15 protein-coding genes and 1 other RNA gene are annotated in these 16240 nt (G+C 72.8%); 12 read left to right on the forward strand and 4 right to left on the reverse strand.

Annotated elements, in window-relative coordinates:
- Together AC4MBH_RS03265 and AC4MBH_RS03270 are read right to left on the reverse strand one after the other, a co-directional pair.
- Positions 1–1527 carry a multicopper oxidase family protein gene (locus tag AC4MBH_RS03265; protein WP_491792900.1) on the reverse strand — a complete coding sequence of 509 codons (1527 nt, stop codon included), beginning with the start codon at positions 1525–1527 and terminating at the stop codon, positions 1–3.
- Entirely contained in the window at positions 1524–3656 is a 2133-nt protein-coding gene (locus AC4MBH_RS03270; protein ID WP_491792901.1) for an MMPL family transporter, read from the reverse strand. Before AC4MBH_RS03270 ends, AC4MBH_RS03265 begins: the two co-directional genes overlap by 4 nt.
- Before the next feature lie 67 nt (positions 3657–3723).
- Between AC4MBH_RS03270 and AC4MBH_RS03275 the strand changes: the two genes are divergently transcribed.
- Positions 3724–4044, forward strand: a complete 321-nt coding sequence (locus AC4MBH_RS03275) for a PadR family transcriptional regulator (protein WP_491792902.1) — start codon at positions 3724–3726, stop codon at positions 4042–4044.
- Between the two features lie 53 nt (positions 4045–4097).
- Positions 4098–4739 carry a permease prefix domain 1-containing protein gene (locus AC4MBH_RS03280; RefSeq protein WP_491792903.1) on the forward strand — a complete coding sequence of 214 codons (642 nt, stop codon included), beginning with the start codon at positions 4098–4100 and terminating at the stop codon, positions 4737–4739.
- Between the two features lie 21 nt (positions 4740–4760).
- Here the strand turns inward: AC4MBH_RS03280 and AC4MBH_RS03285 are convergent, their stop codons facing one another.
- Positions 4761–5402, reverse strand: coding sequence for a hypothetical protein (locus AC4MBH_RS03285; protein ID WP_491792904.1), 642 nt, complete (start codon positions 5400–5402; stop codon positions 4761–4763).
- Positions 5403–5585: 183 nt separating this feature from the next.
- Between AC4MBH_RS03285 and ftsE the strand changes: the two genes are divergently transcribed.
- From ftsE to AC4MBH_RS03325, 8 genes are all read left to right on the forward strand, one after another.
- Positions 5586–6275, forward strand: a complete 690-nt coding sequence (ftsE, locus tag AC4MBH_RS03290) for a cell division ATP-binding protein FtsE (protein WP_491792905.1) — start codon at positions 5586–5588, stop codon at positions 6273–6275.
- 62 nt (positions 6276–6337) lie between these two features.
- A complete protein-coding gene (gene ftsX, locus AC4MBH_RS03295) occupies positions 6338–7264 on the forward strand; it encodes a permease-like cell division protein FtsX (RefSeq protein ID WP_491792906.1) in 927 nt (308 codons plus the stop codon).
- 54 nt (positions 7265–7318) lie between these two features.
- Positions 7319–8581, forward strand: a complete 1263-nt coding sequence (locus AC4MBH_RS03300) for a peptidoglycan DD-metalloendopeptidase family protein (RefSeq protein WP_491792907.1) — start codon at positions 7319–7321, stop codon at positions 8579–8581.
- Positions 8582–8635: 54 nt separating this feature from the next.
- Positions 8636–9115 (forward strand): SsrA-binding protein SmpB, encoded by a 480-nt coding sequence (smpB, locus tag AC4MBH_RS03305; RefSeq protein WP_491792908.1) that lies wholly within the window; start codon positions 8636–8638, stop codon positions 9113–9115.
- Positions 9108–10028 (forward strand): amidohydrolase family protein, encoded by a 921-nt coding sequence (locus tag AC4MBH_RS03310; protein WP_491792909.1) that lies wholly within the window; start codon positions 9108–9110, stop codon positions 10026–10028. The genes smpB and AC4MBH_RS03310 overlap by 8 nt, the downstream gene beginning before the upstream one ends.
- Positions 10029–10053: 25 nt before the next feature.
- Positions 10054–10424: a transfer-messenger RNA gene (ssrA, locus tag AC4MBH_RS03315) on the forward strand.
- A gap of 78 nt (positions 10425–10502) precedes the next feature.
- The gene (locus AC4MBH_RS03320) at positions 10503–11876 is read left to right on the forward strand and encodes a M15 family metallopeptidase (protein WP_491792910.1); all 1374 of its coding nucleotides are present in this window, start codon (positions 10503–10505) and stop codon (positions 11874–11876) included.
- A 51-nt stretch (positions 11877–11927) separates the two neighbouring features.
- The gene (locus AC4MBH_RS03325; RefSeq protein ID WP_491792911.1) at positions 11928–13073 is read left to right on the forward strand and encodes a glycerophosphodiester phosphodiesterase; all 1146 of its coding nucleotides are present in this window, start codon (positions 11928–11930) and stop codon (positions 13071–13073) included.
- A gap of 40 nt (positions 13074–13113) precedes the next feature.
- Here AC4MBH_RS03325 and AC4MBH_RS03330 read toward each other — a convergent pair whose 3' ends face one another.
- Positions 13114–14604 (reverse strand): hypothetical protein, encoded by a 1491-nt coding sequence (locus AC4MBH_RS03330; protein ID WP_491792912.1) that lies wholly within the window; start codon positions 14602–14604, stop codon positions 13114–13116.
- 182 nt (positions 14605–14786) lie between these two features.
- Between AC4MBH_RS03330 and AC4MBH_RS03335 the strand changes: the two genes are divergently transcribed.
- Entirely contained in the window at positions 14787–15197 is a 411-nt protein-coding gene (locus AC4MBH_RS03335; RefSeq protein ID WP_491792913.1) for an HIT family protein, read from the forward strand.
- A gap of 64 nt (positions 15198–15261) precedes the next feature.
- Positions 15262–16029: an SDR family NAD(P)-dependent oxidoreductase gene (locus AC4MBH_RS03340; RefSeq protein WP_491792914.1), complete on the forward strand. Its 768-nt coding sequence runs from the start codon at positions 15262–15264 to the stop codon at positions 16027–16029.
- Positions 16030–16240 lie beyond the last annotated feature (211 nt).

Consider the following 16240-nt stretch of genomic DNA (forward strand, 5'->3'; position numbering starts at 1 on the left):
TCAGTGGTCGTGGCCGACCTCGGTTCCTACGTCGCCGGCGTCCTCGCCGGGCGCGACCACGACGAACTGACCCATCATCCCCTGGTCCTCGTGGCGCAGCAGGTGGCAGTGGAACATGTACGGCGAGTCGGCGTCGGCGTGGTCGCGGAACCGCATCACCAGCGACGCCTCGGTGCCCTGGGGCAGGAAGACGGTGTCCTTCCAGCCGGCCAGCTCGGGTGGCGGCGGGTGGCCGTCGTACGACTCGACGAGGAGCTGCACGTCGTGGACGTGGAAGTTGTGCGGGCCGCCGTCGGTGTTGCGGACCACCCAGCGCTCGGTGGTGTCGACCTCGACGACCTCGTCGACGCGACCCATCTCCATGTCCCGCCCGTTGATCGAGGTGCCGGAGAGCTCGAAGGTCCGGGTGCGCACGACCTCGTCGCCGAGGTCGGGCGCCGGAGCCAGCACGTCGGGGACCTCGGGCGAGGGGTCGAGGGCGTCGGCGGCGCGCAGCTGCAGCACGTCGAAGCGGTCATCGCCGCCCTGGAAGCGCCCGCCCCCACGCTGGCCGGTGCGCTCGCTGCGCAGGACGACGTCGCTGCCCGGCTCCACCGCCACGACCACCTCGGCGCGCTCGCCCGGGGAGAGCCACAGCTCGGTGAGGGGTGCCGGCGCCGGCAGCAGGCCGCCGTCGGAGGCGACCACGTCGAAGCGACGCCGGTCGGAGAGCACGAACCGGTAGGTCCGCGCGTTGGAGGCGTTGAGCAGCCGGAGCCGCACCCGCTCGGTCGTCACGTCGAGGTGGGGGGTCGGGGTGCCGTTGACCAGGATCGTGTCGCCGAGCAGACCGGTGCCCGAGAAGAGCGAGCCGGACTCGTCGAGCTCGGAGCCGTCGAACTGCTTGTCCTGCACGATCACCGGGACGTCGTCGACGCCGTAGTCGTGGGGCAGGCGCTGCTGCACCGCCGCCTCGGGGGAGCCGGGCTCCTCGTCGAGGACGAACATCCCGGCCAGGCCGCGGTGGACGTGGCGGGCGGTCTCGCCGTGCGGGTGCGGGTGGTACCAGAGCGTCGCGGCCGGCTGGTCGACCTCCCAGGAGGGGCGCCAGGTCTCACCGGGCGCGACCGGCTGGTGCGGGCCGCCGTCCATCTCGGCCGGCAGGTGCATGCCGTGCCAGTGCACGGTGGAGGTCTCGGGCAGGGAGTTGTGCACCTCGACGGCGACCCGCTCGCCGCGCGTGGCCCGGAGCGTGGGGCCGAGGTAGGCGCCGTCGAACCCCCACGTGGGGGTCGGTGCCGCGCGTCCGAGGTCGGCCTCGCCCTCCTGCATCTCCAGTGCAAAGGTGCGGACGCCGTCGACCACCCGCGACCCCGCCAGCGGCGGGATCGCCAGCGGCCGGTCGAAGTCGACGTCGCCGACGGTGTCGACGTCGGCGGTCACGTAGCTGGTCACCACCACCGTCACGAACGTCGCGACGGCCAGCACGCCGACGACCACGACCCCGAGGACCACCTTGACCCAGCGCGGGGTGCGGCGGCCGTTCACTCGACCCGCACCCGCGGCAGGGCACGGCGCAGCCACGCCGGCGACCACCAGGCGGTGCGCCCCAGCAGGGTCATCACCGACGGCACCACCAGGCAGCGGATCACCAGCGCGTCGAGCAGGACGGCCGTGCCGAGCCCGAGCCCGAACTGCTGCAGCATCCGGTCGGGGGACAGGACGAACGCCCCGAAGACCACGATCATGATGGCCGCCGCGGCGGTGATGACGCTGCCGGTGGTGGCCAGGCCCTCGCGCACCGCGGTGCGGGCGTCGCCGGTGCGGGTCCACACCTCGTGCATCCGGCTGACCAGGAACACCTCGTAGTCCATCGAGAGACCGAAGACGATCGCGAAGATCATCACCGGCACGAACGCCTCGACCGGACCGGGCGCGACGCCGAACCAGCCCCGGTCGAAGACCAGCGTGACCACGCCGAGCGAGGCCCCGATCGAGAGCAGGTTGAGGCAGGCCGCCTTGAGCGCCACCGGCACCGAGCCGAAGACGACCAGGAGCAGCAGCGCCGACAGCCCCACCACCACCAGGACGAAGACCGGGAACCGGTCGGCCACGGCGTCGGCGAAGTCGGCGGTCGCCGCGGTCTCGCCACCCAGGACGGCGCCCTCGGGCAGGTCGGCGCGCAGCCGCTCGACCAGGTCGGCGGTCGCCTCGTCCTGCGGTGCGGTGGTCGCGAACACCAGGCTGGTGGTGATCGCGCCGTCCGACGACGCCTGGGGTGGCGTGACCGAGGCGACGCCGGCGGTGCCGGTGGCCACGTCGTACGCCGCCCGGCCGGCGTCGGCCTCGCTCTCGCCCTCGGCCTCGGCGACCAGCACCAGCGGCCCGTTGGCGCCGGGCCCGAACCCGTCGGCGACGAGGTCGTAGGCCTGCCGGCTGGTCCGGTCGGGGGCGTCGTTGCCGGCGTCGGCCAGCCCGAGGTGCATCGACAGCGCGGGCACGCACAGCGCGCCCAGCACGGCCACCGCGGCCAGCAGCGCCGGCAGCGGGCGGCGGTGCACCCGGTCGGCCCAGGCCCGCCAGCGGCGTCCCGGCTCGCGGCCGCGGGCCTCGGCGCGCGCGGCGCGGCGGAGCACGCTGCGCTCGAGGCGGGCTCCGAAGAGGGTGATCAGGCACGGCAGCAGCGTGAGTGAGGCGAGCATCGTCATCAGCACGGTCAGGGTGACCGCGAGCGCCAGCCCCTCCATCGAGGCCAGGCCGAGGGTGAGCAGGCCCAGCAGGGCGATCACCACGGTCGCACCGGCGAAGAGCACCGAGCGGCCGGCGGTGTCGAGCGCCGTGTCGGCCGCCTGCGCACGCGTGGCGCCGCCGACGAGCTCGGAGCGGAAGCGGGCGAAGACCAGCAGGGCGTAGTCGATCCCGACGCCGAGGCCCACGAGCACCAGCACCGGGGGCGTGTAGTCGGGGATCGTCAGCACGTGCGAGGCCAGCGTCACCACGCCGACGGTGGTGCCGACGGCGAGCACCGCGGTGACCAGCGGCAGCGAGGCGGCGAGCAGCGAGCCGAACAGGAACAGCAGGATCACCAGCGCGGCCAGCATCCCGGCGCCCTCCGCGCCTCCGCCGCCGCCCTCCTCGACCTCGCGGACGGCGTCGCCGGTGAGCTCGACCCGGAGGCCGTCGACCTCGTCGCCCGCCGCGCCGAGGGCCGTGTCGACGATGGCCTCCTTGGCCTCCCGCGGCACGTCGCCGGTCGGCCCGTCGAGCACCACGGTGACCAGGCCCAGGGTGCCGTCGGGCGAGACGGTGCCACCGTCGGGGTCGGGCGGCTGGACGGACGCGACGTGGTCGAGCCCGCCGAGCGCGGCGACCAGCGCGTCGACGTCGTCGCCGCGGGCGGCCACGCCACCTTCTGCCTGCACGACCACGGTCACGGTGTCGCCCTGCCGGGTGGGGGCGTGCGCGGCGAGCAGGTCGGTCAGCCGCTCGGACTCGGTCCCGGGCAGGGAGAAGTCGTTGCGGTAGTCGTCACCGGCGACGCTCGCGGCGGCGAGGGTCGCGCCGAGCAGCACGAGCCACGCCACGAGGGCGGTCCAGTGGTGACGGCGGGACCAACCGGCGAGCCGGGTGAACGGCGTACGACGGGGTGGGGCGGTGGGCGGGACGGTGGCGGTCATGGGCACCTCTCGATGTGTAGACAGGCAACGCAATGGACCGTAGGTCATCTACGTGTAGGCTGTCTACATGAAGGCCGACGCGCTCCGCGGTCACCTCGACGCGATGATCCTGAGCACCCTCGAGCCGGGCCCGCTGCACGGCTACGCGATCATCGAGGCGCTGGCGGTGCGCAGCGGTGGGGCGCTCGAGCTGCCCACCGGCACCGTCTACCCCGCGCTGCGGCGGCTCGAGTCGGCCGGCTACCTCGACAGCAGCTGGTCCAGCGCGACCGGCCGCAAGCGGCGCACCTACACCCTGTCGCGCGCCGGGGTGGCCGTCCTGGCGGCCAAGCGACAGGAGTGGACGTCGTTCGCCGACGTGGTCTCCGCCGTCCTGCGGCCGTCGTGATGTCAGGGTCCTCCCCGATGCGCAGCCCCGCTCGACGCGCGACCATGGGCGTCGTGAGCACCGCGCACGAGACCTACCTGGCCCGCCTCGACGCGCGCCTGGTCGGTCCACGCCGCGCGCGGCGGAGCCTCGTGGCCGAGGCCGGGGACCACCTCGACGACGCCACGGAGGCCCTCGTCGAGGCCGGCGTCGACCACGAGACCGCGGTGGCCCGCGCGTTGGCCGACTTCGGCGAGGTCGACGACGTGGCACCGGCCTACCAGGAGGTGCTCGCGACGGCCAGCACGCGGCGGACCGCCCTGCTGCTGCTCGCGGTGATGGTGGTGCAGCCGTTCGTCTGGGACAGCGGCCTCGACCTCGGCTCGCGGGCGAAGGGCATGGCACCCGACACCTGGCTCTACGCCGCCCTCGACAGCGTGATCGAGTACGGCGGCGCGGTGGCCATCACCGGCGCCGTGCTGGCCCTGGCCGTCACCGGCGCCGGGCAGCGGTGGCTCCCGCTCGCGGCTCCGCGCGTCGCCCGCGTGACCGGCGCCTTCGCCCTCGGCTGTGCGGTCGCGTTCCCGCTCGTCGCCGCGGCGATGTCGACGATGACCGGCCCGCCGCTCGACTTCTGGCTGCTCGGCGTGGTCCTGATGGTGCTGCCGCTGTGCCTCGTCGCCCGCTCCGCACGGCGCACCCTCGCCGCCGCCTGAGCGGCCCGGCGCCGGTCCGGCTCAGGCCCGGACGGCGTCGAGGACGGCGACGCACCACCGGTCGGCCCGCTCGAGGGCCTCGTCCCGGTCGACCCCGCCGGCGATCGTGCAGGTGAGCCAGGCGTCGCCGAACAGGCCGCGGAACGACGCCTGGACCCCGCGTCGGGTCTTGCAGGCCAGGGCGACCGTCGGGTCGCCGAACGCCGGCGCCGCCGGCTGGGGGGTGCAGCCGTCCTCGGCCCGCGCGGCCGCGACCAGGTTGGTGGCCGTGCGTCGGGTGACCGGCGGGGTGAAGACCCAGGCCCGGGCCGTGGCGGTGCGCGTCGACCAGCCGCAACCGAACTCGTGGGCGATGTCCTCGACCTGACCGGTCACCTGGGCCGACTGACCGTCGGCGTACGACGTCGTGTCGGTGGGGGGTGCGCCGAGCGCGGCCTCGACCGCGACGGGGTCGACGGCGTCGCAGAACTCCGCCCGCGTCACGGCGGCCGTGAGCGTGTCGACGTCGCTCAACGGGACGACCGGGGCCGTGGTCGGCGTGGGGGAGGGGCTGCCGGCGTCGGTGGGGTCGTCGTCGCCCGACCCGCCGATGACCAACCCGCCCGCGACCAGCACGACCGTCGCGACAACGGCGAGCAGGGCGACGCGGACGGCTCGGGACACCACGTCACCGTACTGACCCGACGACCGGGATCCCCGTCGCGGTGACCGGGATCCCGGTCGCGACGACGCGGATCCCGGTCGTGACGACGCGGATCCCGGTCGTCGCGACCTGCGTCACGGTCGTCCCGGCGCCCGGACACGCCGATCCGGGTGCTGGCGCGTACTCCCGGTACCGTCGATCCGGTGATCCGCTTCGAGAAGGCCACCGTGTCCTACCCCGGACCCGGCAAGCCCGCGCTCAACCAGGTGTCGATCGACGTCGACAAGGGCGAGTTCGTGTTCCTGGTCGGGGCGTCGGGATCGGGCAAGTCCACCGCCCTCCGGCTGGTGCTGCGCGAGCTGCGTCCGACCACCGGCCGGATCTACGTCGCCGGCAAGGAGATCAACCGGCTGGCGACCTGGAAGGTGCCGCGGCTGCGTCGCCAGATCGGCACCGTGTTCCAGGACTTTCGGCTCCTGCAGACCAAGAACGTCAGCCAGAACGTCGCGTTCGCGATGCAGGCGACCGGCCGGTCGACGCGCGACATCCGCCGGACCGTCCCCGAGACGCTCGAGCTCGTCGGCCTCGCCGACAAGTCCGACCGGATGCCCGACGAGCTCTCCGGCGGTGAGCAGCAGCGGGTCGCCATCGCTCGGGCGATGGTCAACGAGCCGATGATCCTGATCGCCGACGAGCCGACCGGCAACCTCGACCCGACCACGTCGGCCGGGATCATGAAGCTGCTCGACCGGATCAACCAGACCGGCACCACCGTGCTGATGGCCACCCACGACCACGGCGTCGTCGACCAGATGCGCAAGCGCGTCGTCGAGCTCGACCACGGCGTCGTGGTGCGTGACGAGGCGACCGGCGTCTACGGCTTCCAGCACTAGCCGTCTCCCGCGCCGCACCGCTCGACCGATCTTCCCCCTCGATCCCAGGAGTACCCCGCTTCATGCAGCTGCGCCACGTCAGCACCAACCTGCGCCAGAGCCTGCGTCGCAACATGTCTATGCACGCCTCGGTGATCATCACGCTGTTCGTCTCGCTCTCGCTCGCCGGGATCGGCATCCTGCTCAACCAGCAGGCGAGCCTGACCACCAAGGTGATCGGCAACGAGCTCCAGGTGAAGGTGTACCTCTGTGCGCCGGACGACACGGACTACCCCCAGTGCACCACCGAGGTCACGGCCGAGCAGGAGGCCGCGATCCTCGACACCATCCGGTCCAACCCCGAAGTGGCTGCTGACGGGGTTGAGGTGATCTCCAAGGAGGAGGGGCTCGAGAACATCGTGGAGCTCGGGATCGTCACCGAGGACCAGCTCACCGGGACGGACCCGCTGATCACTGCGGACTACATCCCGAAGGAGATCCGGATCACGCTGGTCGACCCCGACGACTACGACGGGGTGGAGAGCGCCGTCCAGGACCTCGACGGCGTGCGCAGCATCGTGCCCGCCGAGCAGCTCGTCGGGCCGGTGTTCACCATCCTCGACGTGATCAAGTGGTCGGCCTGGGGTGCCTCGGTGACCCTGCTGGTGGCGGCGGTCATGCTCGTGACCAACACGATCCGCCTCAACGCACTGGCGCGCCGCAAGGAGATCGAGATCATGCGCCTCGTCGGCGCCTCACGGATCTTCATCGCACTCCCGTTCCTGCTCGAGGCCATGTTCAACGCCCTGATCGGCGTCGCGCTTTCCGCCGCCGGTCTGGCCGCCCTGATGAAGTTCGGCGTCATCGACGTCCTCGACGCCGAGTTCGACGCGCTGCCGTTCATCGGGTGGTCCGACTACGTCGTCGCCGTCGTCGTGATCGGGATCGCCGGACTCGTGCTGACGATCGTCCCGACACTCCTGCTGACCCGCAAATACCTCAGATTCTGACCCCGGTCGCCTACGGTCGAGGAGTTCACTTCCCCGAACGAATTGGCTTCCCCTGTGCGCTTCTTCCCCAGCGCCGCGCGCCAGCGCCTGACCGTGGCCTGTGTCGGCCTGGTCGGCGTCGCGGCTCTCGCGGTCCCGTTCGCCCAAGCAGACGAGGACGACGACCTCCGGTCGCGCCAGCGTGACGTCGAGGGCCGGATCGCCGACGCGACCTCCGACCTCGAGGAGGCGAGCCGCGCGGTCACCCGGGCGACCACCACGCTCCAGGGCACCCTCGACCGGCTCGGGGCCGCGCGCCGCGAGCTGATCGACACCCGGGCCCGCCTGGTCACCGCCCGCGAGCGCGACGAGGAGCTCCAGGCCGAGCTCGTCGTGGCCGAGCGCGAGCTCGAGGAGGCCACCGCGGCGATGGAGCGTGCCGAGGCCGCCGCGACCCACCAGCAGGACCTGGCCCGGCAGACGGCTATCTCGATCTACACCCAGGGAGACCCGCGCCTGGCGGCGATGGGCAGCGTGCTGCGCAGCGGCTCGATGGAGGAGCTGGGCACCACCCAGCTCGGCACCGAGGTCGTGACCGGTCGCCAGGAGACGGTCCTCGACGAGCTGGAGACGCTGGAGGCCGAGCTCACCGACGAGCGGGCCGAGGTCGCGCGCACCAAGGCCGCCGTCGAGGCCAAGCGCGTCGAGGCGGCCGAGCACCTCGACGACGTCCGCGCGCTGTACGCCGAGGCCGCCGCGGGCAAGACCCGCGTCCAGGGCCTGGTCGCCGAGGCCAGGTCCGACCGGCAGCGCGCCTACGCCGCCCGTGCCCGCGACCGTCAGGTGCTGCAGGCCCTGCGCGCCCGGGAGGACCGGATCCAGCAGCAGCTGCTCGCGCTGGCCCGCAGCCAGCGCGACCAGGTCGGCTTCACGGGCAGCTCCGACGGCTACCTCAGCGCGCCGACCACTGGCTCGGTGACCTCGCCGTACGGCTTCCGCACCCACCCGATCTACGGCTACTACAGCCTGCACAACGGCACCGACTACGGCACCGGCTGCGGCGCGCCGCTGTACGCCTCGGCCGGCGGCACCGTCATCGACACCTACTACGACTCGGTCTACGGCAACCGCCTCTACCTCTCGCTCGGCAAGGTCAACGGCCGCAGCCTGGTGCTCGTCTACAACCACCTGAGCGGCTACCGGGCGAGCGAGGGCGACAAGGTCGAGCGCGGCACGGTGATCGGCTACTCCGGCACGACCGGCTGGTCGACCGGGTGCCACCTGCACTTCACCGTGCTGGAGAACGGCACCGCCGTCGACCCGATGCGCTACCTGTAGGCCGCAGGGACGCCGCCCTCGGAATGGGATTGCCCTGCCTGGGATGATGGACGGATGGCCAGGGAGCAGGGGCGCAAGCTCGTCGCGCAGAACAAGAAGGCGCGGCACGACTACGCCATCGACGACGTCTACGAGGCCGGCCTGGTGCTCCAGGGCACCGAGGTGAAGTCGCTGCGCCAGGGCCGGGCCTCGCTGGTCGACGGGTTCGTCGACATCGACGGGGGAGAGGCCTGGCTGCACGGCGTCCACATCCCGGAGTACTCCCAGGGCACCTGGACCAACCACTCCGCCCGCCGCAAGCGCAAGCTGCTGCTCAACCGGGTCGAGATCGACAAGATCGAGCGCCGGGTCAGCGAGAAGGGCCTCTCGGTCGTGCCGCTCTCGCTCTACTTCCTCGACGGTCGCGCCAAGGTGGAGATCGGCGTCGGCAAGGGCAAGAAGTCGTGGGACAAGCGCCACTCCATCGCCGACCGCACCGCCAAGCGCGAGATCGAGCAGGCCGTCGGTCGACGGCTGAAGGGCATGCGTGACTGAGCCCGTCGAGCGCACCCGCGCGTCCTGGGAGCGGCTCGGGCTGCCGGGGATCATCGACGTGCACGCCCACTTCCTGCCGCCGCCCATCGAGCGGGCGGTGTGGCGGGTCTTCGACGACGCCGGCCCGCTGATCGGCCGCGAGTGGCCGATCCGCTACCGCCAGCCGGTGGAGGAGCGGGTGGCGCTGCTGCGCGCGTTCGGCGTACGCCGCTTCACCACGCTGCCCTACGCCCACAAGCCGGGCGTGGCCGGTTACCTCAACGACTGGTCGCGCGGGTTCGCCGCCGAGGTGCCCGAGGCGGTGTGGTCGGCGACGTTCTACCCCGAGCCCGGTGCCGCGACCTACGTCGGCGAGCTGGTCGAGGCCGGCGTCGAGATCTTCAAGGTCCACCAGCAGGTCGGCGGCTTCCACCTCGACGACCCGCTGCTGCTCCCGGTGTGGGACGTGCTGGCCACCTCCGGCACCCCTGTGCTGGTGCACGCCGGCTCGGGGCCGGTCGGGACGGCGTACACGGGGCCGGCGTCGATGGCGCGGCTGCTGGCTGACCACCCACGCCTGGTCGTGGTCGTCGCCCACCTCGGCGCCCCCGAGTGCCTCGACTTCGCCCGGCTCGCCGCCCGGTACGACCACGTCCACCTCGACACCTCGATGGCGATCACCCCGTTCTTCGGTGAGCCCCTCGACCCCGACGTGGTCCGGGCGCTGGCCGACCTGCGCGAACGGGTCCTGTGGGGCTCGGACTTCCCGACGCTGCCGTTCGCCTATGTCGACCAGCTCGACGCGCTGGAGGCCCTCGGCCTCGGCGACGACTGGCTGCGCGACGTCCTCTGGCACAACGCCGAGCGCCTCCTCGGCTCGGAGCGCCCGGGGCGCCCAGCGCCGACCGGAGCAGGTGGGGGACCCACCCGCTAGACTGGTGGAGCACGACAACTCAAGAGGGGCTGATCGGTTTCGACTTGGGACGTTAGTTCCAGGAGAAGCGGGTCGAGGAGCCAGCGTCATCTCGTAAACGATCGCTGGAAACCAATAACTGCCGACGCTAAGCGCAGTTCGTTCGCTCTCGCCGCCTGATCGGTGATCGAACCGTCAGACCGGGCATCCGTCTCCGTCCCGGACCCTGGCGTCATCTAGGAGACTTGCTGCTCACCTCTCGTCAGGAGGGGTGATCGGGACTCAAACCTGACTGGGCCTGACGGCGACGTGTCTGTGGGAGCGCCGGGGCCGAGAAAATCGTCATCACAGACTGCACCCGGAGAAGACCTGGTTCGACGCTCGAGGACCGGGGTTCGATTCCCCGCAGCTCCACTCTTTCGACTGAGGAGGATCCCAGGCACCTCGTGCCCGGGGTCCCCCTCCGTCGCACCACCGCGCGCTCTACGATGCGGCATGACCGTCCGCCTGGCTGCCGTCGTCGCCCTGCTGCTGACCCTGGTCGCCGCGCCCGCTCGGGCGGCCGACCCGACGTCGTTGACCCTCACCGCCCCCGCCGGGTACGCCGACACGACAGCGACGCTGACGGTGTCGTTGCGCGCCGCCGACCAGACCCCGCTCGCCGGCGCGTCCGTCGAGGTGGAGCGGCGCGTCGGCGGGTCCTGGACGCCGCTCGCCACCGTGGTCACCGACGACGCCGGGCGCGCGACGGCGGCGGCGCTCCGCTCGCGGACGCCGTCGGACAACGTCTTCCGGGCCACCTGGGCCGGCGACGACACCTCCGACCCGGCGACGACGACGCTCGCGGCGAGGCTGGTCCGCAAGCGGGGGGTGGTCGTCGTCACGGGACCCGACAGCGTGGTCGACGAGCGGGAGGTCACCCTGCGGGTCGTCTCGACCACCGGCGACGGCACCCGGGTGCCCGGCTGGGTCAGGATCCAGCAGACCGAGCCGGGGAAGCGGTGGCGCGCGTTCCGCACGGTGCGCACCGACGACCGCGGGCGCGCGACGTTCACCGTCCGGCCCCGCACCGACACCCGCTGGCGCGCAGTCACCGAGCCGTCGGCCTGGGTCACGGGCGACCGGAGCCCGGTGCACCGTGTCGACAACCGGCCGCCCGGCGTACCGGTGCGGATGCCGGCCGGTGCTCCCCGGCCGCGGGTCCGGCTGCCCGCGCAGCCGCGGGCGACGACCCGCGGCGCCGACCCGTTCGTCAGCCGCCTCACCGACCGGGTGTGGAACGACATGACCGGCCGCAGCTGGCACGACGGTTGCCCCGTCGGCCGCGCCGGGCTGAGGCTCCTGCGCATCAACTACTGGGGCTACGACGGCTACCGCTACCGCGGCGAGGTGGTCGGCGCGACCACCGCGATCGACAACTACGCCCGCGCCCTCACCGCGATGTACGACGGCCGCTACCCGATCCGCTCGATGTACCGCGTCGACCGGTTCGGCTGGTCCGACCGGCTCCAGGGCGCCGACGACCACCGCTCCATGGCGGCCGGCAACACCTCGGGCTTCAACTGCCGCTGGGTCGTCAACCGGCCCGGCGTCCGGTCGCCGCACTCCTACGGCCGATCGCTCGACGTCAACACCTGGGAGAACCCCTACCGGTCGGCGACCGGGCTGGTCCCCAACAGCTGGTGGCAGCCGCGGACGCACCCGCGGATCGCCTGGCGCTCGCGCAGCCACCCCGTGGTCCGGATCTTCCTGCGTGCCGGGTTCTCCTGGACCTACGGCAGCGGCGACAGCCAGCACTTCGACGCCCGCGACGGCAGCGGGCGGGTGGTCGCGCCGGCGGCGCGCGCCTGTGGCGGAATCTGCCACTGACGGCCACGGGGCGTTCACCGCCCGGACACCCCGGACCGATGGTGTCGGTCCATGACCCCTCGGATCCTGCGCACCGCTGCGCCCACCGCCGCCCTCCTCACGCTCTCGCTGCTCGCCCCGGCGCTCTCCGCCGAGGCCGCCCCGGCTCCCCGCGCCACCGACCGCAAGCCCGCCGCCGCCGCCAAGGCCGTCCGCCAGCTCGACGTGCCGCTCGTCTTCGCCCACCGCGGCGCCTCGGGCTACCGGCCCGAGCACACGCTGGCGGCGTACGAGCTGGCGATCCGGATGGGCGCCGACTACATCGAGCCCGACCTGGTCTCGACCAAGGACGGCGTCCTGGTGGCCCGTCACGAGAACGAGATCAGCGGCACCACCGACGTGGCCGACCACCCCGAGTTCGCCTCCCGCCGCACCACGAAGCGGATCGACGGCGCGAACATCACCGGCTGGTTCACCGAGGACTTCACCCTGCGCGAGCTCAAGACGCTGCGCGCCAAGGAGCGGCTGCCGCAGGTGCGCCCGGGCAACACCCGCTACGACGGCCGCTTCGAGGTCCCGACGTTCGCCGAGGTCCTGCGCCTGGTGCAGCGGTGGGAGAAGAAGCTCGGCACCAAGATCGGCGTCTCGCCGGAGACCAAGCACCCGACGTACTTCGACTCGATCGGGCTCTCCCTGGAGGAGCCGCTGGTCGCCACGCTGGAGCGGTTCGGCAAGGACCGCAAGAAGAGCGGCGTCGTCATCCAGTCCTTCGAGGTCTCCAACCTCAAGGACCTCGACCACCTCGTCGACGTGCCGCTGGTGCAGCTGACCGGCGCGAGCGGCGGCCCGTTCGACCTGGCGGCCAAGGGCACCACCTACGCCGAGATCGTCTCGGCCGAGGGTCTGCGCAAGGTGCGCCGGTACGCCGACTGGGTCGGCCCGGAGAAGAGCCAGGTCCTGCCGCGCAACGCGGCCGGCGCCACCACCACGCCCAGTGCCCTGGTGCGCGACGCGCACCGCGCCGGGCTCCGGGTCGTCGTCTACACGGTCCGCGACGAGAACCAGTTCATGCCGACCAACTTCCGCACCGGCACCGACCCCAACGCCAAGGGCGACGTCCGCAGCGAGATCGAGGCCTACCTCGACGCCGGGGTCGACGGCGTGTTCGCCGACTTCCCCGACTCCGGGGTCGACGCCCGCGACGGCTGGGTGGGCTGACCCAGCCCCGCCCCACGCCGCCCCGCCGCCGCGGACGCCGTCAGCGCATCGACGGCGACCCGCGCAGCGGGGCGGCGAGGGAGGCGCGCTTGGCCGGGGTGGCCAGCTGCCAGGTGCCGTAGGCGTTGAGCACGGTGTCGAAGTAGGCCATCGCCACGCCGCCGCGGTAGACGAGGTCGCGGTAGGTCTTGTCGATCCACTGCGGGTCGCGGGCGTGGCCCTCGTCGGTGTACGCCGTCTCGGCCACCCCCCACGCGACGCCCTTGGACTCGGCCCAGGTGCTGATCTTGGCGTAGTAGTCCCGGTCGAAGTCGGGCCACGAGGTGATCTTGCGGCCGTTCTTGGTCACGCCGTACTCGTTGTAGAGGTCGAAGCCGGCGACGTCGATCTCGACGCCCCGGGGCCAGATGTTGGCCAGGCTGTACTTCGCCTCGCCGAAGAACTGGTTCCAGCCGGTCATCACGACGGTGAAGGCGACGTTGGAGGCCGTCCGCCGCACCAGGGGGGCGAGCCGTTCCTGCATCGTGCGCCAGGCCTGGATGTCGCCGTCGCCCTCGGGCTCGTGGTGGAAGGCGACCCAGACCGGGCCGTTGACCCGGGAGAGCCTCTCGGCGAGGTCGCGGGTCCAGGCGTCACCGCGGCCGGCGGTCATCTCCTCCCAGGAGTACGGGAGCTTGAAGCTGATCCAGGGCAGGCGTCCGGCGGCGACGTCGCCGGTGGCGGTGCGCACCGCGTTGGCCACCTGGTCGTGGCGCCAGAAGGTGCGGCGCACGCCGAGGCGGTTGCCCACCTGGTTCTCCAGCGTGGCCGGGTCGGAGTTCGACCCGTACGTCGCGCCGAGGTAGGCGCCGCAGGACGGTAGGCCGCGGGCGTCGTGGACGCAGCCGTTGGTCAGCGTCCCGCCGCCGGCGGGCGGCGTGGTGGGGGGCTCGGTCGGGGGAGTCGGCGGGTTCGGCGTCGGCGGGGCCGGGGGCCGCGGCGGGGTGACCTCGAGGGCGACGTCGTCGACCAGCAGGTCGAGCGGGCGGGAGGTGCGGGGCGTGCGCACGACGACGCCGACCGCACTGCCGGCGCGACGGGCGCGCGTCATGACCTGCACGCGGCGCCACGTCCCGACTCGCGGCTTGATGGTCGCGGTGCGCCGCTGCACCAGGCGGTCGCCGACCATCTCGCGGACGACGAGGGTCACGGGCTGGCCGGCGCGCGCCGACCGCACCCAGGCCTGGGCGTAGACGGTGCTCCCGGCCGGCACGCGGGTGGTGCGCACCGACGTCGCCCGGACCCAGACGGCGAGGGGGCGGCCGGTGCGGACCCGCAGCGACCGCGCGCCGCTGCGGGCTGCCGCCGAGGTCGAGAGCGAGGTCCGGTGCCGCGGGGTCGCGACGAATCCGCGGACGCCGTGCTCGGCGCCGTCGTTGGCCGTCGCGAGCGACGCGAGTCCCACGGCACGGGAGGTCGGGGCGGCGGCAGCCGCGGCGGCCGTCGGAGCCGGTTGCAGCAGCCCGCCGAGGAGGAGCGCCAGGACTGCCAAGGCGGCAGCGGCGTGAACGGGAGCGGGGGGGCGTACGGAGGTGGGGGGATGCACGTGGGTCACACCGTTCTTCTCGGTAGGCGGACCGCCCCGCCGTACCCTTCGGCGGGCAAAAGTTGCGCACTTCTTGCAGATTTCCATGGGGTTACGCGGCGAGCCCGGCTTCTCGGTAGCGTCGCGGTGTGCCCGGATGTGTCTTCTGCAGCATCGTCGCGGGGACGTCGGCGGCCGACGTCGTCCTCGACGAGCCGCACCTCGTGGGGTTCCTCGACGTGCGCCCGGTCTTCAAGGGACACGTGCTGCTGGTGCCGCGCGAGCACGTCGAGACGCTGCCCGACCTGCCGGCCGAGAACCGCGACGGCTTCCTCGAGGCCGCGCAGCGGCTGGCGGTCGCGGTCAAGGACGGGCTGGGCGCCCAGGGGTCGTTCGTGGCGATGAACAACACCGTCAGCCAGTCGGTGCCACACCTGCACCTGCACGTCGTCCCGCGCACCAAGGGTGACGGCCTGCGGGGGTTCTTCTGGCCGCGCACGAGGTACGCCGACGGCGAGGCGGCGTCGTACGCCGCGCGGTTGCGCGACGCCCTGGCCTGAGCACCCGACCGCTCCTCTACCGTGGGCCCCGCACGGATCGTCCACTCGCAGAGGAGTCACCACGATGGGTCGCTACGACGGACGGGTCGCCGTCATCACCGGAGCAGCGCGAGGCATCGGCTTCGGCATCGCCACGCGCCTCGCGGAGGAGGGTGCCTCCGTCGCGGTGGTCGACCTCGACGAGGCAGCGGCCACCGACGCCGCGGACCGCCTGCCCCTGGTCGACGGTGCCCGGGCCATCGGGGTCGGCGCCGACGTCAGCAACGGCGCCGACGCCGACGCCGCGATCGCCCGGGTCGTCGACGAGCTCGGCGGCATCCACGTGCTCGTCAACAACGCCGGCATCACCCGCGACAACCTGCTGTTCAAGATGAGCGAGGACGACTGGGACCTGGTCATGGGCGTCCACCTCAAGGGCGCGTTCCTGATGACCAAGGCCGCCCAGAAGCACTTCGTGGACCAGAAGTACGGCAAGATCCTCAACCTCTCGAGCGTCTCCGCGCTCGGCAACCGCGGCCAGGCCAACTACTCCGCCGCCAAGATGGGCGTGCAGGGCTTCACCCGCACCCTCGGCATCGAGCTCGGCCCGTTCGGCGTCAACGCCAACGCGATCGCCCCCGGCTTCATCGCCACCGAGATGACCGACGCCACCGCGGCCCGGCTCAAGATGGACGTCGAGGAGTTCCGCAAGCTCAACGCCGAGGCCAACCCGGTCCGCCGCGTCGGCTTCCCCGAGGACATCGCCGCGGCCGCCGCGTTCCTGTGCAGCGACGAGGCGTCCTACGTCACCGGCCAGACCCTCTACGTCGACGGCGGCGCCAAGCTCGGCTGAGCCGCGCCGCCCGGCCACCCGACGGTGGTCGAGGAGGACGCGCACCTCGCCGGGTCTCGACTCGGGCTCGCTGGCGCTCGCCCGGCTCGACCAGCGTCAAGAGTGGTCGGGGATGCCTGCGCCGGCTCCCGACGGTGGTCGAGGAGGCCGGACACGGCCGTCTCGAGACCACGCCCGCCGGGCTCCCGGCGACACGCCCGGCCGCCTGCCG

Source organism: Nocardioides sp. WJ219, assembly GCF_058559815.1.